The following is a 20,019-nucleotide window of genomic DNA, read 5'->3' as shown; positions in this document are numbered from 1 at the left end:
CAGGCTGGATTTGACCTTCCCACGATGGCAAGGTTTAGCCTGTCCGCATCCAGAAGGAGCCCCGGGAATCCGATCATGAGCACGCCCCGCGCCACTGCAGCCCCCGCAAGCCCTGCCACCATCAGCCTGCCCATCGAGGGCATGACCTGTGCCAGCTGTGTCGGCCGGGTCGAGGCGGCGCTGTCCAGGGTCGAAGGCGTGGGCAGTGTTTCGGTCAATCTGGCCACCGAGCGCGCGGATATCCGCCCGTCCGGTCCGGTCGATCGGGCCGCGTTGATCCAGGCGGTGGAGCGGGTGGGCTACGACGTGCCCGCTGCCACCACCGAGCTGTCGGTCGAGGGCATGACCTGTGCGTCCTGCGTGGGCCGAGTCGAACGTGCGCTGTTGGCCGTGCCCGGCGTCAGCCAGGCCAGCGTGAACCTGGCCACGGAGCGCGCCACGGTGCGTGGCGTGGCGGAAGTTGCAGCGCTGGTCGCCGCGATCGACAAGGCCGGCTATGACGCACGCGTGATTGAAGCCGGCGTGCAGTCCGATGACGAGGCCGCGGAAAAGAAGGATGCCGAGCGCGCCGAACTGAAGCGCGACCTGATCGTGGCGTCCGCGCTGGCGCTGCCGGTGTTCGTGCTGGAGATGGGGTCGCACCTGATCCCCGGCATGCACGAATGGGTGATGTCCACCATCGGCATGCAGGCCAGCTGGTACCTGCAGTTCGTGCTGACCGCGCTGGTGCTCGCCATCCCGGGCCGCCGCTTCTACCAGAAGGGCATCCCCGCGCTGCTGCGGCTGGCGCCGGACATGAATTCGCTGGTGGCGGTGGGCACTGCCGCAGCGTTTGGCTACTCGGTGGTGGCCACGTTCCTGCCGACGCTGTTGCCGGCGGGCACGGTGAACGTCTACTACGAAGCAGCGGCGGTGATCGTTGCGCTGATCCTGCTCGGCCGCTTCCTTGAGGCCCGGGCCAAGGGCCGCACCTCCGAGGCGATCAAGCGACTGGTCAATCTGCAGGCGAAGGTTGCCCACGTGGTCCGTGACGGCCGGACGGTGGATGTCCCGGTCAATGAAGTGCTGAGCGGCGACGTGGTGGAAGTGCGCCCGGGCGAGCGCGTGCCGGTCGACGGCGAGGTGGTCGAGGGCCGCAGCTACATCGACGAGTCGATGATCAGCGGCGAGCCGATCCCGGTCGAGAAGCAGCCGGGCAGCAGCGTGGTGGGCGGTACGGTCAACCAGAAGGGCGCACTGACGGTACGTGCCACGGCGGTGGGCGCGCAGACCATGCTGGCGCAGATCATCCGCATGGTCGAACAGGCGCAGGGCTCGAAGCTGCCGATCCAGGCGGTGGTCGACAAGGTCACCCTGTGGTTCGTGCCGGCGGTGATGCTGGCCGCGCTGGCGACCTTCGCAGTCTGGCTGATCTTCGGGCCCTCGCCAGCGCTGAGCTTCGCGCTGGTCAATGCGGTGGCGGTGCTGATCATTGCCTGCCCGTGCGCGATGGGGTTGGCGACGCCGACCTCGATCATGGTCGGGACCGGCCGTGGCGCCGAGATGGGTGTGCTGTTCCGCAAGGGTGAAGCGCTCCAGTTGTTGAAGGATGCACAGGTGGTGGCGGTGGACAAGACCGGCACGCTGACCGAAGGGCGCCCGCGCCTGACCGATCTGGAGATTGCTGCCGGCTTCGATCACAACACGGTGCTGGCGGCAGTTGCCGCAACGGAGTGGCGCTCGGAGCATCCCATCGCCCGCGCGATTGTTGATGCCGCGACCGGCCAGGGCATCGCGTTGCCGGGCATGGTCGACTTCGAATCGGTCACCGGCATGGGCGTGCGGGCCAGTGTCGAGGGTGCACGCGTGGAGGTCGGTGCCGATCGCTTCATGCGCGACCTGGGCGTGGACATCACTTTGTTTGCGACGCTGGCGGCAGAGCTGGGCACCCAGGGCAAGTCGCCGCTGTATGCCGCCATCGACGGCCGCCTGGCCGCAATCATCGCGGTATCCGATCCGATCAAGCCGAGCACGCCGGCCGCAATCGCGGCACTGCATCAGCTCGGCCTTAAGGTGGCGATGATCACCGGTGACAACGCTGGTACCGCGCAGGCGATCGCGCGCCAGCTCGGCATCGACGACGTGGTGGCCGAGGTGCTGCCGGAAGGCAAGGTCGAGGCGGTGCGCCGCTTGAAGGCCACACATGGCCATGTCGCCTTCGTCGGCGACGGCATCAACGATGCGCCGGCGCTGGCCGAGGCCGATGTCGGCCTGGCCATCGGCACCGGCACCGATATCGCGGTCGAGTCGGCCGATGTCGTGCTGATGTCGGGCAACCTGCAGGGCGTGCCGAATGCCATTGCACTATCGAAGGCGACGCTGGGCAACATCCGCCAGAACCTGTTCTGGGCCTTCGCTTACAACACCGCATTGATTCCGGTGGCGGCCGGCGTGCTGTATCCGACCTGGGGCGTGCTGCTCTCGCCGGTGTTCGCGGCCGGTGCGATGGCACTGTCCAGCGTGTTCGTGCTGGGCAACGCGCTGCGCCTGCGCCGCTTCCAGCCGCCGATGGCGGACGCCCCCGCCGCGATCCATTGAGGGAGAACCGCATGAATATCGGTGAAGCCGCCAAGGCCTCCAGCGTGTCGGCGAAAATGATCCGCTACTACGAACAGATCGGCCTCATTCCTGCGGCTGATCGCACCGAGTCGGGCTACCGGGCGTACTCGCAGGCGGACATCCACCGCCTGCGCTTCATCCGCCGCGCGCGCGATCTCGGCTTCCAGGTTGCCGAGATCACCGATCTGCTGGGCCTGTGGAACGACACCTCGCGGCACAGCGCCGACGTCAAGCACCTGGCCGAACAGCACATTGCCGACCTGGAGCAACGCATCGAGCACATGCGGCAGATGGCCGACACGTTGAAGTCGCTGATCAGCTGCTGCGCGGGTGACGAGCGCCCGGAATGCCCGATCCTGGAGCGGTTGGGCGAAGACCATGATGCCCCGGTGCCGGTTGTCGCCGCCAAGACCGGCGCGGTGCGGCGACGCGCACAGAAGCATTGAATCGATATCGCGTGCACTGAAAAGCCCGCCCTGTGACAGTGCACGGGGCGGGCTTGGTTCTGGATGCAGTTCAGGGAATCAGGCAGTGCGAGGCGGGAAGCCGGCATCGTTCACCGCGGCGAACACCTGTTCCTGCGACGCGGTGGTCTGCACCTTGACCAGCCCGGTCGGCGGATCGGCCACCACGCTGGCGTTGGGGTCGATCTGCTGGATCGCACGGGTCACGCTGCGCGCGCAGCCGCCGCAGGTCATGCCGTCGACATGGAATTCCATCTGTAGCTCCTTCGCTGCTCTTGGGATGGGACCAGTGTGCACCTTCCAACGATGGCAGGGTCAAGCGTCGGGCTGAACGACGAACAAGGCGCGGACAAAAAAAACGGCAGCCACCTGTACCAGCGCGGCTGCCGTGGAGGAACGTCCCCGCCAGGGCAGGGCATGGGTTGCGCCGGGACGTGCCCGGCCAACCCGGTGCGGGCTTAGAACTTCCAGTTCACGCCGAAGTACAACTGGCGACCGGCGTACAGGTTGGACAGCAGGCGGGCCTGGCTGTCGTTGCCGATGTAGCTGCGCAGCTCGGACTTGGTGGCGTTCAGCACGGCAGCCGTCACCGTCCAGTCCGGGGTCAGGTTGTAGGCCACGTTCAGGTCAAGCTGGCTGTACGGCTTGGTGTAGGTGGTCATGCCATTGTTCAGCCCGCCGACCACTTCACCGCGACGGTTGTACGAGGCACGCGCCAGGAACTTGTCGTTCTCGTAGAACACGGTGACGTTGGCCTGGTTCTTGGCGCTGCCGACCAGCGGCGATGAGCCGATTTCCTCGCCGTCCAGCACGATCGAGGCCAGGTTGGTGTCGTTGTAGGTGTAGTTGGCCTGCACGCCCAGACCGAAGTCGAAGGTGTACTGGCCATACAGCTCCACGCCCTGCGAAACGCCATCGCGGCCGTTGGCCTGGGTCTCGTACTTCTGCACGGTGACCGACTGCCCGCCGACGTTCATCTGCTGGTCGCGCACCACCGGCACGGTGAAGTTGTCCACGTTCTTGCGGAACAGCGAAACACCTGCGACCGCGCCCGGCTGGAAGTACCACTCCAGGCCCAGGTCGAACTGGACCGCCTTGAACGGCTCCAGCGCCTTGTTGCTGCCCGAGCCGTACCAGCCGGGCGTGTCGGTGCCGCCGGTGACACGGCGATCGTTGGCGTACTCCTCGCTGATGTAACGCAGGCCACCGGGATAGGCGATGCTGGTGTAGCTCGGGCGCGCGACCACCTTCGACGCCGCACCGCGCAGCACCAGGTTGTCGGTGATGTCCCAGGCAATGTTGAAGCTCGGCAGCACGTCGGTATAGGTCTTCTCCAGCGACGACAGGGCGTACACCTTGTCGCGCACCTGGGCGTCGGGCAGGCGGACGAAGCCACCCTGGCAGCGCAGGTTCGGATCGGCGGCCGGATCATCGCAGCTCATCGGCGCGCCGCTGGCGTTGTCGACGAAGTAGTCGTTGAAGCGCTCGACCGAGTCGCTGGACTGGGCGAACTGCTTGGTGCGCACCACGCGCACGCCGACGTTGCCGCGCACGCGCTCGGTGCGGAAGTTGGCCTGGAAGTAGCCGGAGTAGATCTTCTCGTTGACGTCGTAGACGAAGTCTTCTTCGGTGCGGTTGTGCGAGCCGCCGTAGGTCTTGTTCAGGTAATCGATGTAGGCCGGGTAGTTGATGCCCGGGAACACATTGGCGTTGAAGGCGCCGGTGATGTTGCTGATCGGGTTGGACAGGAAGAAGCCCGGCTGCGCGTTGCCAGCGGTCGGATCGCAACCGGCCTGGTAACGGTTGTTGTCATAGTCGGACGGGTCCAGGCCCGGGCACACCCAGTAGGTGTTGCCGGTGTTGCGGTGGACCTTGCCGTCGCGGTACTTGGCACCGAACTGGATCGAGTCCAGCCAGCCGGCCTCGAACAGCTTGGTGACGTCTGCCTGGAAGTAGTTCTGCTTGACTTCGGTCTGCATCCACGACGAGTCGGTGGAACCGGTATCGACTTCGGCGACGCCGGCCATCAGCTGCTGCTGCAGGTCGGGAGAGAACTGCACCGACGGCGTGCCGGTGAGGTCCCACGCGGTGTACTGGTTGCCGGACTGCCACTGGTTGCCCACCTTGCGGCGCGGCTTGGCCGACATGCGGAAGTTCATCGACGGACCACCTTCGGACCAGGTGCGGCCGCCGGTGAACGAGGCTTTCCAGAGGGGGCTGATGTCCCAGTCAATGGTCAGGTCCGCGGTCTGCGACAGTGCCTTTTCCTTGCTGTAGCCGCCGGTGAGCTGCGGGGTGGGGATGGTGCAGTCGTCCGGGCCCCAGCCACCGGGCTTGAGGCCGGCGGCAGCCGCTTCATCCTCGCTGCAGTAGTAGGTCTTACCGGCCAGCTTCTGGTACTGCGCGCCGGTGACGATGCTGCCGCTCGGATCGAAGTCCAGGCCATTGAGCAGGCGGCCGCCGGCCCAGTTGCCGTCCTGGTTGTAGCGGGCCAGGTTCCACTCCGGCACCTTCAGCATGTTCTGGGTGTAGTCACCCTGCAGCTCGAAGCGGAAGTAGTTGGCCGTCATCGTGACGTTGTCGACCGGCTTGAACTGGAAGGTCAGCTGCCCGCCCTTGCGTTCGCGCTTCTCTTCCTTCACCGCGAAGTTCACCGAGGTCGGCATGAAGAACTCACTGTAGTTCTTGCCGGTCTGGTTGTTGAAACCGGACTCGCCCCACCAGTAGTGGATGCCATCCTGCTCCAGCAGGTTGCCGTTGGCATCGCGGGCGGTGGTGCCGTTGCCGTACCACTGGTAGTCCTCGGTGCTGGCCTCCATGGTGCGGGTAGTGCGTTTCTGCTGGGTCACGCCTACCAGCACGCCGAAGCGCTCGTCCTTGCTGTGCCAGGAATACAGCGCCGACACCTGCGGATCGACGTCGTGGCTGGTGTCTGAGGTGGTGCCCTCCAGGTTCACGTAGCCGGAGTTGGATTCCATGTCGAGCGGACGGCGGGTATGCAGGATGACCGTGCCGCCGATGCCGCCTTCGTCGATGCGTGCTTCCGGCGACTTGAACAGCTCGGCGCTGGACAGCATGTTCGACGGCAGCAGGGTGTAGTTGAAGGAACGGGTGGCTTCGTTGTTGGTTTCCGAGGAGGCGACGAAGTTGCCGTTCAACTGGGTCAGGGTCAGGTCCGGTGCAAGGCCGCGCACGCTGACGCTCTTGCCTTCGCCACCGCTGCGGGTGATGACCACGCCGGGCACGCGCTGCAGTGCGTCGGCCACGTTCTTGTCGGGGAACTTGCCGACGTCTTCGGCGGTGATCACTTCGACCACGGCGTTGGCATCGCGCTTCTGCTCAAGGCTCTTTTCAATGGCATAGCGGTAGCCGGTGACCTGGACGCTGTCCAGAGTCGTGGCGTCCTGCGAGCCGGTGGTCGTGGCCTGCTGCGCGGCGGCGCCTGCCGGAATGACGGCGGCAGCCAGGGCCAGCGCGATGGCCAGCGACAATGCGTCCTGGCCGTGCGTACGTGTTGAATGCTTCATTCCCATCTCTCCCTCTCTCCTGGATTGATCCGGTGACGTGGCACGGACAACTTGAATCGATCTAATTTGAAGTGAATTTGTCGCTGTCGCCATGCAGTGGCAGTAGCACCGCACGCGTGGCCTGGTGTACGTCCTGTTGCTGCTCCCCCAACTCCCGGCCATCGCAGCGTCGTCTTGGATCGATCTAAGCGATGGGCGGGCGATTTTTAGCATGGGTCGCCCTTGGGCGCATGCTGCTCCGCAATATGGTACTGGCGTGGCGTAGGGATGACGGTTTGCTGAAATCAGTGAAATCGTTTTCGTGCGCAGGGAAGGGGGCGGCAGGGCTGCGCCCTGCACCTGCGGGTAGTGCCGGCCGCTGGCCGGCAAGAGCCAAAGCCAAAGCGGCTCTGGGTTGTCTGGGTTTGGCGGTGCGGTGTGGACTGGCAGGACACGCCGTAAACCCTTCCATGGGGGCTCGATGGCGCCATCCATGGCGCCAACGGTCCTGCCAGCCCACACCGCCCCACCTTTGACAGTTTCCCGGTGACGGTTGGATTGATCCTGGAGCGACATGGGGTCATGGGGTCAGATCCGTTTCCCGTTGGAAAACGGATCTGACCCCGGATTGATTTCGATATCTGACAGAGATTCATCCACGCATGGCGTGGATCCATCCACAGTTCGCGGAAATCTGTCGAAGGCGGGGTGGGTCCGGTTGCGGGGGTGTCCGCGGCATGGATGCCGCGGCCAAGCCCCCAGGGATGGGTTTACGGCGTCCCTCGCAACCGGACCCACCCCGCCATTCCACGGATCGCCGGCTTTTGCTGTTGCTTCGGCTGTTGCTTCTGAGGTTGCCGGCCAGCGGCCGGCACTACCGCGGGTGCAGGGCGCAGCCCTGCCGAATACCCCCTCATGCTGCGCCGCAGAATGCATTCGGCTGAACCTGCATGCTCTACTTGAATCGATCTAAATCCACGGTCACGTGGGTCGGGCGTCATTCCAGGGGGAGCCTTCTGCCGGTCCAGGCAGAGCTCAGCGGAACGGTGCCGGAAGGCCCGGGCCGTCTGTCTCTGCGTCATCGACTACAGGAACCCGACATGCGTCCAGTGCCGTCCGCTCCCGCCGTCCCATCATCCTCGCGCCCGCTGGCGCGCCTGGCCTGCCTGCTTGCGCTGTCGGCGGCGCCGATGCTGCTGCAGGCCGCGCCGGCAGCGCTGGAGCGCGAGGTCAACACCTTCATCGGCAGCAAGGACGACGGCAACACGTTCCCGGGTGCGTCGGCACCGTTCGGCCTGATCCAGGTCAGCCCGATCGGCAGCCACTATTCGGGTTGGCGCTATGACGACGAGAAGATCCGTGGCTTCGGCCACTCCTTCATCTCCGGTGCCGGCTGCTGGGAACAGGGCGGCCAGGTGTCGGTGCTGCCGGTCACGGGCTCGATCGGTCCGGGCGGCGATTTCGATACCGGCAACGCCAGGCAGTTCGACCACAAGGCCTACGCCGCGTCCTACACCCACGATGGCGAGGTCGGCCAGGCCGGCTACTACAAGGTGCGGCTGACCAGCTACGGCGGCATCGATGCCGAGGCGACCGCGCGTACCCGTGCTGCGGCCGAGCGCTACACCTTCAGCCAGCGCAGTGGCGATGGCCACGTGCTGGTCAATGTCGGCCAGGCCAACGAGCGCCATTCGGTGATCGGCAGCGTGGTCGATGTGGTCGGCGACCGCGTGGTCGAGGGCAAGCTGGTCACCAAGAGTTTCTGCGGCGGCCATCAGTACACCACCTGGTTCCGCATCGAGTTCGACCGTCCGTTCAAGGCGCATGGCACCTGGGGTGAGGGCGGCGGCCTGCCGGGCGCGCGCCACAGCATGGAAGGCGAGCAGAAGCCGAACGGTGCCTGGCTCAGCTTCGACCTGGCCAAGGGCCAGTCGGTGACGGCGGTCAGCGCGATCTCGCACGTGGATGCCGAAGGCGCGCGCACCAACCTGCGTGCCGAGGGCATGCAGGGTGGGTCGCTGCTCGGTTTCGACCGCATGCGCGCGCTGTCGCAGCAGGCCTGGCGTGAGCAGCTTGGCCGTGTACGCGTGCAGGGCGGCACCGCCGATGACCGCACCGTGTTCTACAGCGCGGTCTACCACGCGCTGCTGCAGCCGATGACCGGCAACGATGCCGATGGCCGCTACCGCGGCTATGACGATGGCATCCACCGTGCCGAAGGCTGGACCTATTACGAGTACTTCTCGCTGTGGGATACCTACCGCGCGCAGAACCAGTGGCTGGCACTGACCCGCCCGGACGTGGCGCGCGACATCGGCCGCACCCTGCTGGCGATCGATGAGCAGGGCGGTTGGCTGCCGCGCTGGGGCTATGCCAACTTCGAAACCAACATCATGACCGGCGATCCGGTCACCCCGTTCATGGTCGACCTGTGGCGGTTCGGTGCACTCAAGGGCCGTGAATCGCAGGCGTGGGATGCGCTGCGCCGCAATGCCTTCGGCACGCCGCCGCTGAACTCGCGCATGGCCGGCCGCTCCGGCAACCCGACCTACCTGGACAAGGGCTACGTGGCCTATGACCGCGCGTTCCCGTCCAAGGGCATGGACGTCGATCCGCACCACGGTGGTTCGGCCACGCTGGAGTACGCGCTGGCCGACTGCGCGCTCTCGCAGATGGCCGACGGCCTGGGCCATGCCCAGGATGCGGCGACGCTGCGCGAGCGCGGCCGCAACTGGCGCAAGGTGTGGGACCCGCAGGTGCGCGACGCCGAGACCGGCTTCACCGGGTTCCCGCGCCCGCGTACCGAGGACGGCCAGTGGTACACCCCGTCCGACGGCCATTACAGCCCGCGTTCGCACCACGGTTTCCACGAGGGCACGGCGTGGCAGTACCAGTGGCTGGCGCAGCAGGACGTGCCGGGCCTGGTCGAAGCGATGGACGGCCGCGAGCAGGCGGGCCGCCGCCTCGATGCGTTCTTCGCGATGGACGCGCTGCAGGCCGACCCGCTCAATGCCGCCCGCAAGGCGTGGGTGGTCGGGCCGTACAGCTACTACAACCAGTTCCGCTACAACCCGAACAACGAGCCGGACCTGCACTCGCCGTGGCTGTACACGCTGATCGGCCAGCCGTGGAAGACCGCGGCCGTGGTGCGTGCGGCGCAGCAGCTGTTCACCAATGCCCCCAACGGTGTGACCGGCAACGATGACCTCGGCACGATGTCGGCCTGGTACCTGTTCAGTGCCATCGGCGTGTACCCGGCGGTGCCGGGCAGCGGCCAGTTCCTGCTGCACACCCCGCGCTTCAGCAAGGTGGAAGTGGACATGGGCAATGGCCGCACCCTGCGCATCGACGCGCCGGGCGCCGATGGCCGCCGCCTGCAGTATGTGCAGGGCGTGCAGGTCGATGGCCAGGCGCATGCACCGGTGTGGCTGGACTGGAACCGCCTGCAGCAGGGCCCGCGCGTGCGCTTTGCGCTGGATGCGAAGGTGCCGGAGCAGGGCTGGGGCACGGCGGTGAAGGATCTGCCGGTATCCTGGTGCGCGGCACCGGGCAGCCAGCTGCGCTGAGCCGGACTGTGCCGTTCGCGGTGACCCAGCGAACGGCACGGCACGACACGGCCCTGATCCATTAGGCTTGAGCTTCCAGCGGAGTCCGGGAAGACGATGAACGACAACGGCAGCAGTCCCAGCAAGCGCGCCGGCAAGGCGGTGACGGTGACCGACATCGCGCGTGCGATCGGCGTGTCACGGGCAACCGTGTCGCTGGTGCTGCGCGGCAGCCCGCTGGTCAATGTCGATACCCGCGCCAAGGTCGAGGCCGAGCTGCGCCGCCAGCGCTATGTCTACAACCGCGCGGCGGCCAACCTGCGCCGGCGCACCTCGTCGAGCATCGCGCTGGTGATCAACGACCTGTCCAACCCGTTCTTCGCCGAATTCGCGTCAGGCGTGGACGAGGCGCTGGGCGGGCGCGGTTACGTGACGTTGCTGGGCAGCACCGGGGAATCGCCAGAGCGCCAGCAGGCCGTGCTGTCCACGCTGATGGAGCACACCCCGGCCGGCCTGATCCTGTCGCCTGCCGAGGGCAGCGACACCGCGCAGTTGCGGCAGGCGCTGGGCGCCAATGCCAACGTGCTGCTGTTCAACCGCGAACTGGCCGGGGCTGACTGGGACTTCCTGACCCTGGACAACCAGCACGGCGCCTATCTGGCCACGCGCCACCTGATCGAGCGCGGCCATCGCCAGATCGCCTTCTTCGGCGGCCACGCCGCATCCAGTTCCTGCCACCAGCGCCGCGCCGGTTTCCAGCAGGCGCTGGCCGAGGCCGGGCTGTCGCTGCCGCCGGGTTGGATGATCGAGTCGGCGCCGAACCGCCTGGAAGCAGCAGCGCGCACCGATGAACTGTTTGCCGATGGCCATCGTCCGAGTGCGGCGGTCTGCTACAACGACACCGTCGCGCTGGGCCTGATGCTGGGCTTGAACTCGCGTGGCATCCGTCCCGGTGGCGACTTTGCCGTTACTGGTTTCGATGACATTTCCGAGGCTGCGGTGGCGGTGCCACCGTTGACCACGCTCACTGCCGACCCGCGCGAGCGTGGCCGGCAAGCGGCCGCGCTGCTGCTGCAACGGCTGGACGAACCGGATGCGCCGCCACGGCGCACGGTCGCGCCGGTGCAGCTGCGCATCCGCGAAAGCAGTGCTGCGCGACCGAACTGATTCCTTTCATACACCCCTTCCACGCAACAACGACCTTCCGCGCATCGAGGCGCGTACCGCATGCCGATTTCCGCAACGCCCCGTCCATCGGGTTCCTCGGGCAACGCACCCGCCGTCACCAACGGCAAGGCGTTGGCTGTCGTCACCACGATCTTCTTCATGTGGGGCTTCCTGACCTGCCTCAATGACATCCTGATCCCGCACCTGAAGGCGGTGTTCGAACTGAACTACGCCAAGGCGATGCTGGTGCAGTTCACCTTCTTCGGCACCTATTTCCTGATGTCGTTGCCGGCGGGGCGGTTGGTGGCGGCGCTGGGCTACAAGAAAGGCATCGTCGCCGGCCTGGTGATCGCCGGCATCGGCGCGCTGGGCTTCTGGCCGGCGGCCGAACTGCGCGTCTATGGCGCCTTCCTCGGCGCACTGTTCGTGCTGGCCACCGGCATTACCGTGCTGCAGGTGGCCGCCAACCCCTATGTCGCGCTGCTGGGCCCGGAGCAGACCAGCTCCAGCCGCCTGACCCTGGCGCAGGCGCTGAACTCGCTGGGCACGGCCATCGCCCCGATCTTCGGCGGCATGCTGATCCTGTCCAACACGGTCAAGAGCGCTGACGACATCGCGGCGCTGCCGGCCGCCGAGCAGCTGGCCTACCGTGCCGCCGAGGCGCAGGCTGTGCAGGGTCCGTACGTGGGCCTGGCGGTGGCGCTGGTGCTGCTGGCGCTGTTCGTATTCCTGTTCCGCCTTCCGGCGCTGAGCGACGCCACCGAGCAGGCCGACCAGGGCCACCACCACAGCTACCTGGATGCGCTGCGCAAGCGCCACCTGCTGCTGGGCGTGCTGGGCATCTTCTTCTACGTCGGCGCCGAAGTGTCGATTGGCAGCTTCCTGGTCAACTACCTGTCGATGCCGAACATCGGTGGCTTCAGCGAGCAGCAGGCCACGCATTACGTGTCTGCCTACTGGACGATGGCGATGATCGGCCGCTTCGCCGGTTCGGCGCTGCTGGCGCGCTTCTCGCCCAGCCGTCTGCTGGCGATCTTCGCGCTGATCAACGTGGCGCTGCTGGTCACCACCATGCTGAGCTCCGGCAACGTCGCGCTGTACTCGGTGGTGGCCATCGGCCTGTTCAACTCGATCATGTTCCCGACCATCTTCGCGCTGAGCATCGAGCGCCTCGGCCCGCTGACCAACAAGGGGTCCAGCCTGCTGATCATGGCCATCGTCGGCGGTGCCGTGGTGCCGTACCTGCAGGGCGTGCTGGCCGACCACATCGGTGTGCAGGCCAGCTTCATCCTGCCGCTGCTGTGCTACGGCTACATCATTTTCTACGGACTGGTCGGCGCGCGTACGCCGGCCTCCGCAACGCAGGGAGGCTGAGTCCGGAATGGGTGCCATCGTTTGCTTCGGCGAAATTTTGATCGATCTACTAGCACAGCCGCCGGCCTCGGCCGATACCCCGCGTGCGTTCCTGCAGTACGCGGGTGGGGCGCCGGCCAACGTCGCGGTGGCGGCTGCGCGGCTGGGTGCGAAGACCCAGTTCGTCGGCATGCTCGGCCGCGACATGTTCGGTGACTTCCTGGCCGACAGCCTGGTCGAGCATGGCGTGGGTACCGACTACATCGTGCGTACCGACGCGGCCAAGACGGCACTGGCCTTCGTGGCCCTGGATGCCAATGGCGAGCGCAGTTTCAGTTTCTACCGCCCGCCGGCGGCTGACCTGCTGTTCCGTGACAGCGACTTCCAGGCGGCGTGCCTCGACAGCGCGCAATGCTTCCACGTCTGTTCCAACAGCCTGACCGAGCCGGCCATCGCCGAGGCGACCTTCGCCGGCATGGACCGTGCCCGCGCTGCTGGTGCGGTGGTCAGCCTAGACCTCAACCTGCGTCCTGCCCTGTGGCCGGCGAACGAGGACCCGGCGCCGCGCCTGTGGCAGGCGCTGGAACGCGCCGACCTGGTCAAGCTGTCGCGCGAGGAGCTGGACTACCTGGCCGCGCCGCTGGGCGCCGATGGCGAGGCGGCGGTGCTGCGGCGCCTGCTGGCCGCGCGGGCGCGCTGGGTGATCGTCACCGATGGTGCAGCCACGCTGCACTGGTACACCCGCGACAACCACGGCACGGTCACCAGCTTCCGCGTGGCCACGGTCGACACCACGGCGGCCGGTGATGCCTTCGTCGGCGGCGTGCTGGTCGGCCTGCTGGAGCGCGGCGGGGCCGGTGCCGGTTTTACCGCCTTCTGCCAGGACCCCGAGGCGATCACCGCCACGCTGCGCTTCGGCGCTGCGGTCGGCGCGCTGGCTGTTACCCGCAAGGGCGCGTTCGCCGCGATGCCCTCGCTCGATGAAGTGCAGCAGCTGCTGCAGGCACAGGACATTACCGCATGAGCACCTCGCCCGATTTCCGTTCGCCCGCGTTCCTGCGCGCGCACATCGCCGACACCATGGCGTTCTACCACCCGCGCTGCATCGATCCCAATGGTGGCTTTTTCCACTACTTCCGTGATGACGGCAGCATCTACGATGCCAGCCATCGCCACCTGGTGAGCAGCACCCGTTTCGTCTTCAACTACGCGATGGCCTACCGCGAGTTCGGCAATGCCGAGTACCGCGACGCGGTCGAGCACGGCGTGCGCTACCTGCGCGAGGTGCACCGCAACCCCGCCACCGGCGGCTACGCCTGGACCCTGCGTGATGGCAAGGTCGAGGACGACATGAACCACTGCTACGGCGTGGCCTTCGTGCTGCTGGCCTACAGCTGCGCGCTGAAGGCAGGTATCGAGCAGGCGCGCGCGTGGATGGACGAGACCTGGCAGCTGCTGGAAGCGCGCTTCTGGGAGCCGCAGCACGGGCTCTACAAGGATGAAGCGGACGGCCAGTGGAACTTCACCGGCTACCGTGGACAGAACGCCAACATGCACATGTGCGAGGCGATGCTGGCCGCGTTCGAGGCCAGTGGCGAGCAGCGCTATGTGGAGCGCGCGCTGCAGCTGGCCGACAACATGACCCGCCGCCAGGCGGCCAAGGCCGGCGGGCTGGTCTGGGAACACTACGATGAGAACTGGGAGATCGACTGGGACTACAACCTGGACGACCCCAAGCACCTGTTCCGCCCGTGGGGCTTCCAACCGGGGCACCAGACCGAGTGGGCCAAGCTGCTGCTGATCCTCGATCGCCACGTGCAGGCCGACTGGCTGGTGCCGACCGCGCAGCACCTGTTCGACGTGGCCGTGGCGCGCAGCTGGGACGAAGCGCGAGGTGGCCTGTACTACGGCTTCGCACCGGAATCGCGCCGGCAGCCGGGCATGGATGGCGCGCCGATCGGTGGCGACAGCTTCGTCTGCGACGACGACAAGTACTTCTGGGTGCAGGCCGAAACGCTGGCGACCGCCGCACTGATGGCCAAGCGCACCGGCGATGACCGCTACTGGCAGTGGTACGAACGCATCTGGGCGTATTCGTGGGAACACTTCGTCGACCATCAGTTCGGCGCCTGGTTCCGCATCCTCGATGCCGACAACCGCAAGTACAGCGACGAGAAGAGCCCGGCCGGCAAGGTGGATTACCACACCATGGGCGCGTGCTACGAAGTGTTGAACGTGGTGCGTTGAGGCGCGTGTCGCCATACGCATGATGAATCGGAATCAGTAGCGCCGGGCCACGCCCGGCGGAAAAACAGGAGCTCCGCGTGCATCGTCTTTCCCTCGTTGTCCGTCTGCTCCTGCTGCTGGTCGCAACGTCGGCCTTCCCGGCAATTGCAGCGCCTCTGCAGGCACAGTGGGAGTTCCGCATGCTGCCCGGCGACGCGCAGGGCGCCGCCCACCCAGGCCTGCAGCAATGGCGTGCGGCAACGGTGCCGGGCAGCGTGCACACCGACCTGCTGGCGCATGCGCTGATCCGCGACCCGTACGTGGGTGCGCCCGAAGCGGAGCTGCAATGGATCGGCCTGGCGGCCTGGGAGTACCGCGCGCGCTTCGACGTGGACGCGGCGATGCTGGCCAAGCCCCATGCCGAACTGCGCTTCGACGGGCTGGACACTTATGCCGAAGTAAGCCTCAACGGCAAGCCGCTGCTGCGCGCGGACAACGCGCACCGGACCTGGCGCGCGCGCGTGGAAGGGCATCTGCGCGCCAGGGGCAATGAACTGCAGATCGTGTTCCGCTCACCGATCCGCACGCTGCTTCCGGGCGTACAGGCGATGCCACACAGGATCGCTGGCAACTACCCGTCGCCGTATGGCGATGAGCCGAAGGACGCGATGGTCGGCAACTTCGCGCGCAAGCCGGCCTACCACTTCGGTTGGGACTGGGGCCCGCGTTATGTCACCGCCGGGGTCTGGCGCGGGGTCGACCTGCAGGCCTGGGATACGCACCGCCTGACCAGTATTGCCGTGCGCACCGATGCATTGAGCGCGGAGCAGGCGAAGCTGGCGGTGCTGCTGCAGGTGGAGCAGGGCAGCGCCACCGGTTCTGCGGTCGTCAATGTGGAAGTCCTCGATCCGCAGGGTCGCAGCGTGGCCCAGCAGCAGCGCACCGTACTGCTGAAGCCCGGGCAGAACAGTGTTGAACTACCGATTGAACTGGCGGAACCGAAGCGGTGGTGGCCGGTCGGCCATGGTGCGCAGGATCGCTATACCGTGCAGGCGCGCCTGGATGGCGGTGCCGACGCAACGCTGGTGCGCGAGCAGCGCATCGGCCTGCGCACGGTCGAACTGCGCCGCGAAGAGGACGGCAAGGGCGGGCAGGGCTTCGCCTTCGTCATCAACGGCGTGCCGATCTTCGCCAAGGGCGCCAACGTCATTCCGTTCGATGCCTTCCCTGCCCGCGTCGACGCAGCACGCCTGCGCCAGGTGCTGACCGCCGCGCGCGACGCCAACATGAACATGCTGCGCAACTGGGGCGGTGGCTACTACGAGGACGACGCGTTCTTCGACATCGCCGATGAGCTGGGCCTGCTGGTCTGGCAGGACTTCATGTTCGGCGGCGGCATGCAGCCGGGCTACGATCCGGCCTTCCGTGCCAGCGTGGTGGCCGAGGCGCGCGACAACGTGCGCCGGCTGCGCCATCACCCCAGCATCGTGCTGTGGTGTGGCAACAACGAGGAAGAAACCGCCTGGAAGGACTGGGGTCACGGCCGCGACCTGAAGGCGGCCGACCCGGCATTTGCGGCGAAGGTCTGGCAGGGCTATGTCGACCTGTTTGGCAACGACCTGCGCCAGGTGGTGGGCGAGGAAGGACTGGGCGTACCGTACTGGTCCAGTTCGCCCAGCAACGATCTGGACGAGAAGGCCAACGATTCCACCCGCGGCGACAAGCACTACTGGCAGGTCTGGGGCAATCCGGCGCTGCCGGTGCAGGCCTACCTGCGTGAGACGCCGCGCTTCATGTCCGAGTACGGGCTGCAGGCGTGGCCGTCGGTGGCGACGGTGGACCAGATCGCCACCCGCGCCGAGCAGCGCATCGACAGCCCGGTGATCCGTGCACACCAGAAGTTCATGGCCGGCGAGGGCAACAGCCGCCTGTTGCACTACATCGAACAGGGCTATGGCACGCCGAAGGACTTCGAGGACTTCGTCTACCTCAGCCAGGTCATGCAGGCCGATGGCATCGCACTGGCGGCGCTGCATCATCGCGCCTCCCGGCCATACACGATGGGTTCGCTGTACTGGCAGCTCAACGATGTCTGGCCGGGCGCCTCGTGGTCCAGCGTGGATTATTTCGGCCGCTGGAAGGCGCTGCACTTCGCCGCGCGGCGCTTCTTCGCGCCGGTCACGGTAGCCGCGCTGCGCGATGAGGGCAGCACGCGGGTACGCCTGATCAATGACGGTGTGGCGCTGGATGCACGTTGGCGGCTGCGGGTGATGGACGTGGAAGGGAAGGTGCTGCGCCGTCGCGAGGATGCGGTGACGCTGGCGGCGTCGGGCGTCACCTCGATCGGTGATTTTCGCGATGCCGAGTTGCTGGCCGGTGCCGATCCGAAGCGCACGGTGGCGGTGTTTGAGCTGCTGCAGAACGGGGCGGTGAGCGCACGGCAGGTGGTCGGATTCGTCGAAGCCAAGGACCAGGTATTGCCGCGGCAGAAGCTCAAGGCCACCTTGTCCATCGAAGGCGACCACTATCGACTGCGGCTGGAAAGCGCGGCGTACGTGCGCGCGGCGTGGATCGACTTCGGCGCGCTGGACGTGCAGGTCGAAGAAAACCTGCTGGATCTGCTGCCGGGCGAAACCCGCGATATCGCGGTGCGCGGCCCGGCGGATCTGGTTACCCTGCGCGAGGCGCTGAGGGTGAAGACCCTCAACGACCGTTGAGCAAAAAAGGGGACGGAGGGGATTAAGTCGTTTGTGGCACACATGGGCCACAAACGACTTAATCCCCTCCGTCCCCTTTTTCCTGCTTACAGCTGGATCTGCTGGAAGTTCTCGACCCGCTCGTGGCCGTTGGCGGACTGGCCGGTACGCGGCATCGGGTAGTCATCCAGGCGGTCGATCAGCCGGGTCTGCAGGCCGGCTTCGCGGGCAGCATCCAGTTCTTCGACCACATCGGACAGGAACAGGATCTCGCCGGCCGGCACGCCAATGGCCTGCACGATGCGGCGGTAGCTGTCGGCCTCACGCTTGCCACCCATCTCGGTATCGAACCAGCCCGACACCAGCGGGCTGAGGTCACCGGCATCGCTGAAGCCGAAGAACAGCTTCTGTGCCGGCACCGAGCCGGAGGAGTACACGTACAGCGGCAGGCCGGAGGCATGCCAGCCCTTCAGCACCGGTGCCACTTCCGGGTAGAAGTGCGCGGTGTAGTCGCCGCGACGGTAGCCCTCATCCCAGATCAGGCCCTGCAGCGCCTTCAGTGCGGTGTGCTTGCGGTCCTGGTCAATCCAGCCCTGCAGCGTCTCGGCCACCAGGCTGTCCTGGCAGGCGCCGCCGATCTCGGTAGCCACCGCGTCCAGCCAGCGGCGGACCTCCGGCTGCTGGCCATGTTCGGCGACGAACGCGGGCAAGGCCTTGCGGGCATAGGGGAACAGCACGTTCTTGACGAACGAGATGCTGCTGGTGGTGCCTTCGATGTCGGTCAGGATGACGCGGGGCTGCATGGATCAGGACGCCTGGGTAGGTACGTAACGGGGGAACTTCTGCGCGATGTCGGTGCCGGTGAAATGACCCACCCAGCCGTCCGGTTCGGTGAAGAAGCGGATCGCCACGAAGCTCGGTTCATCGCCCATGTCGAACCAGTGGGTGGTGCCATCGGGCACGGCGATCAGGTCGTCCTTCACGCACTCGATCTCATAGACCTTGTCACCCACGTGCAGGGTGAACAGGCCCGAGCCTGCGACGAAGAAGCGCACCTCGTCTTCCTTGTGGAAGTGCTCGTCGAGGAACTTCTTGCGCAGCTCGGCGCGGTTCGGGTTGTCCGGGGCGATCGAGGCCACGTCCACGCTCTTGAAGCCGCGCTCGGCGACCAGGCGGTCGATGTCCGCACGGTAGGCGGCGAACACTTCCTCCTGGCTGGCGCCCGGCGCGACTGGCGCGGTGGCCTGCCAGCGCTCGAAGGTGACGCCTATCTTCTGCAGCTCGGCAGCGATGACCGCGCCGTCCTGGGTGTCCAGCAGCGGCGATTCGGGGCGGGTGTCGTCGTAGATGCGCAGTCGGCTCATGGCGGCAGCTTGAACGTCTCGGGGGGAAGACAGGGTAGCAGGGTGGGGGCGAGGCGCAGATTCCGGATCGGCATCTGCACCTGCGCGCGGGCTCAGCCGCGCAGCTTGCGCAGCTCGAGCTCGCAGTGGAACAGGAATTCGAAGGCTTCCAGGTGCCGGCGCGCCTCGGCCATGTCACGGCCCCAGGCATACAGGCCGTGGCCGTCGATCAGGTAACCCCACAGGTTCTGCCGGTCGAGCAGGTCGTCGACCTGCGCCGAGAGCACGTTCATGTCCTGGGTGTTGGCGAACACCGGTACGTCGATGGCCATTTCATGGGTGCTGTTGCCGGCGAAGGCCTTCAGCAGCTCGTAGCCTTCCAGGCGGATATGACCCTGCGGCGCGTACAGGCGCGAAGCGATGGTCTGCACCGGCGAATGCGTATGCAGCACACAGCCGATTTCCGGGAAGCGGCGGTACAGCTGGGTGTGCAGCAGGGTCTCGGCGGACGGGCGCAGCGGGCGACCGACGGCCAGGCCGTCGAAGTCCACCACCATGATGTCGTCCTCGATCAGCCGGCCCTTGTCCTTGCCGGACACGGTGATCGCGGCGTGGCGGTCATCCAGGCGGTGGGAGAAATTGCTGCTGGTGGCCGGGGTCCAGCCGGCGTGCGCCAGTTCGCGGACGTTGTCGATCAGCAGCTGGGCCAGTTCGCTCAGGCGCGCGGTGTCGTACGGGAAGGTGGGGGCGTTCATGCCGGCGATTTTACTGGATTCGGCCAACGGCTGAGCCCCTCGTGGCGGGTCGTGTAGAGCGGTTCATGGGCGGGCGGGGCGGGTGGGCCGTGCAGGGGACGCTGCAAGTACGTCACTGTAAGCTCGATGGCGCCATACATGGCGCCAACGCCCCTGCACGGCCCACCCACCCGCCTCGGACAGGTTCCGGCGTGCGGCCAGCCACGGAGTGAAGAAGGAAAAGCGAAAAGCGGGTCGCGGCGCTGGGCTTGCTCGGAGCCGAGCATGGCTCGGCTCTACAGGGGATTCATCGACCGGAGAGAATTCATCTCTCAGACGCAATTCATCCACGCATGGCGTGGATCTACCGGACGTGCCAGGAGACTG

The 20,019-nt window shown here is 66.6% G+C and carries 13 protein-coding genes; 8 read left to right on the top strand and 5 right to left on the bottom strand.

Annotated features, from left to right (window positions below; genetic code table 11):
- Nucleotides 1–75 precede the first annotated feature (75 nt).
- Both AC5P53_RS07885 and cueR read left to right on the top strand, forming a co-directional pair.
- Nucleotides 76–2,577, top strand: coding sequence for a heavy metal translocating P-type ATPase (locus tag AC5P53_RS07885; protein WP_241886765.1), 2,502 nt, complete (start codon nucleotides 76–78; stop codon nucleotides 2,575–2,577).
- Nucleotides 2,578–2,588: 11 nt separating this feature from the next.
- Entirely contained in the window at nucleotides 2,589–3,044 is a 456-nt protein-coding gene (cueR, locus tag AC5P53_RS07880) for a Cu(I)-responsive transcriptional regulator (RefSeq protein ID WP_049440847.1), read from the top strand.
- A 78-nt stretch (nucleotides 3,045–3,122) separates the two neighbouring features.
- Here the strand turns inward: cueR and AC5P53_RS07875 are convergent, their stop codons facing one another.
- Together AC5P53_RS07875 and AC5P53_RS07870 are read right to left on the bottom strand one after the other, a co-directional pair.
- Entirely contained in the window at nucleotides 3,123–3,317 is a 195-nt protein-coding gene (locus AC5P53_RS07875) for a heavy-metal-associated domain-containing protein (RefSeq protein ID WP_008267227.1), read from the bottom strand.
- Nucleotides 3,318–3,520: 203 nt separating this feature from the next.
- On the bottom strand, nucleotides 3,521–6,595 hold the full coding sequence (locus AC5P53_RS07870; protein ID WP_014646962.1) for a TonB-dependent receptor: 3,075 nt from the start codon (nucleotides 6,593–6,595) through the stop codon (nucleotides 3,521–3,523).
- Between the two features lie 1,073 nt (nucleotides 6,596–7,668).
- On the opposite strand from AC5P53_RS07870, the gene AC5P53_RS07865 reads away from it, so the two are divergent.
- The 6 genes from AC5P53_RS07865 to AC5P53_RS07840 all read left to right on the top strand — a co-directional run bounded on the left by AC5P53_RS07865 (nucleotide 7,669) and on the right by AC5P53_RS07840 (nucleotide 17,576).
- A complete protein-coding gene (locus tag AC5P53_RS07865) occupies nucleotides 7,669–10,134 on the top strand; it encodes a GH92 family glycosyl hydrolase (protein WP_075077211.1) in 2,466 nt (821 codons plus the stop codon).
- A 96-nt stretch (nucleotides 10,135–10,230) separates the two neighbouring features.
- Nucleotides 10,231–11,280, top strand: a complete 1,050-nt coding sequence (locus AC5P53_RS07860) for a LacI family DNA-binding transcriptional regulator (RefSeq protein ID WP_014646964.1) — start codon at nucleotides 10,231–10,233, stop codon at nucleotides 11,278–11,280.
- A 60-nt stretch (nucleotides 11,281–11,340) separates the two neighbouring features.
- Nucleotides 11,341–12,654 (top strand): L-fucose:H+ symporter permease, encoded by a 1,314-nt coding sequence (gene fucP, locus AC5P53_RS07855; RefSeq protein WP_134808817.1) that lies wholly within the window; start codon nucleotides 11,341–11,343, stop codon nucleotides 12,652–12,654.
- 7 nt (nucleotides 12,655–12,661) lie between these two features.
- Nucleotides 12,662–13,657, top strand: a complete 996-nt coding sequence (locus AC5P53_RS07850) for a carbohydrate kinase family protein (RefSeq protein ID WP_046430385.1) — start codon at nucleotides 12,662–12,664, stop codon at nucleotides 13,655–13,657.
- Nucleotides 13,654–14,880, top strand: coding sequence for an AGE family epimerase/isomerase (locus tag AC5P53_RS07845; RefSeq protein WP_014646967.1), 1,227 nt, complete (start codon nucleotides 13,654–13,656; stop codon nucleotides 14,878–14,880). Before AC5P53_RS07850 ends, AC5P53_RS07845 begins: the two co-directional genes overlap by 4 nt.
- Nucleotides 14,881–14,957: 77 nt before the next feature.
- Nucleotides 14,958–17,576, top strand: a complete 2,619-nt coding sequence (locus AC5P53_RS07840) for a beta-mannosidase (RefSeq protein WP_241886767.1) — start codon at nucleotides 14,958–14,960, stop codon at nucleotides 17,574–17,576.
- 86 nt (nucleotides 17,577–17,662) lie between these two features.
- On the opposite strand, the gene mtnC is transcribed toward AC5P53_RS07840, so the two are convergent.
- The 3 genes from mtnC to AC5P53_RS07825 all read right to left on the bottom strand — a co-directional run bounded on the left by mtnC (nucleotide 17,663) and on the right by AC5P53_RS07825 (nucleotide 19,653).
- Entirely contained in the window at nucleotides 17,663–18,358 is a 696-nt protein-coding gene (gene mtnC / locus AC5P53_RS07835) for an acireductone synthase (protein WP_014646969.1), read from the bottom strand.
- A gap of 3 nt (nucleotides 18,359–18,361) precedes the next feature.
- Nucleotides 18,362–18,919 (bottom strand): 1,2-dihydroxy-3-keto-5-methylthiopentene dioxygenase, encoded by a 558-nt coding sequence (locus tag AC5P53_RS07830; RefSeq protein WP_005409451.1) that lies wholly within the window; start codon nucleotides 18,917–18,919, stop codon nucleotides 18,362–18,364.
- A 92-nt stretch (nucleotides 18,920–19,011) separates the two neighbouring features.
- Complete coding sequence (locus tag AC5P53_RS07825; protein WP_041863375.1) at nucleotides 19,012–19,653, bottom strand: methylthioribulose 1-phosphate dehydratase; 642 nt, start codon at nucleotides 19,651–19,653, stop codon at nucleotides 19,012–19,014.
- Nucleotides 19,654–20,019: the final 366 nt, after the last annotated feature.

This window comes from Stenotrophomonas sp. YJH_SMC_82 (assembly GCF_059368875.1).
The sequence above is the reverse complement of the archived record's forward strand: the minus strand, read 5'-3'. Positions and strand labels throughout refer to the sequence as shown.

What these genes read in the sequence shown, in the direction of transcription:
- AC5P53_RS07825 (WP_041863375.1), bottom strand. Translation starts at nt 19,653, where the DNA reads ATGAACGCCCCCACCTTCCCGTACGACACCGCGCGCCTGAGCGAACTG.
- AC5P53_RS07885 (WP_241886765.1), top strand. Translation starts at nt 76, where the DNA reads ATGAGCACGCCCCGCGCCACTGCAGCCCCCGCAAGCCCTGCCACCATC.
- AC5P53_RS07845 (WP_014646967.1), top strand. Translation starts at nt 13,654, where the DNA reads ATGAGCACCTCGCCCGATTTCCGTTCGCCCGCGTTCCTGCGCGCGCAC.
- AC5P53_RS07865 (WP_075077211.1), top strand. Translation starts at nt 7,669, where the DNA reads ATGCGTCCAGTGCCGTCCGCTCCCGCCGTCCCATCATCCTCGCGCCCG.
- AC5P53_RS07875 (WP_008267227.1), bottom strand. Translation starts at nt 3,317, where the DNA reads ATGGAATTCCATGTCGACGGCATGACCTGCGGCGGCTGCGCGCGCAGC.
- AC5P53_RS07870 (WP_014646962.1), bottom strand. Translation starts at nt 6,595, where the DNA reads ATGGGAATGAAGCATTCAACACGTACGCACGGCCAGGACGCATTGTCG.
- mtnC (WP_014646969.1), bottom strand. Translation starts at nt 18,358, where the DNA reads ATGCAGCCCCGCGTCATCCTGACCGACATCGAAGGCACCACCAGCAGC.
- cueR (WP_049440847.1), top strand. Translation starts at nt 2,589, where the DNA reads ATGAATATCGGTGAAGCCGCCAAGGCCTCCAGCGTGTCGGCGAAAATG.
- fucP (WP_134808817.1), top strand. Translation starts at nt 11,341, where the DNA reads ATGCCGATTTCCGCAACGCCCCGTCCATCGGGTTCCTCGGGCAACGCA.
- AC5P53_RS07850 (WP_046430385.1), top strand. Translation starts at nt 12,662, where the DNA reads ATGGGTGCCATCGTTTGCTTCGGCGAAATTTTGATCGATCTACTAGCA.
- AC5P53_RS07860 (WP_014646964.1), top strand. Translation starts at nt 10,231, where the DNA reads ATGAACGACAACGGCAGCAGTCCCAGCAAGCGCGCCGGCAAGGCGGTG.
- AC5P53_RS07830 (WP_005409451.1), bottom strand. Translation starts at nt 18,919, where the DNA reads ATGAGCCGACTGCGCATCTACGACGACACCCGCCCCGAATCGCCGCTG.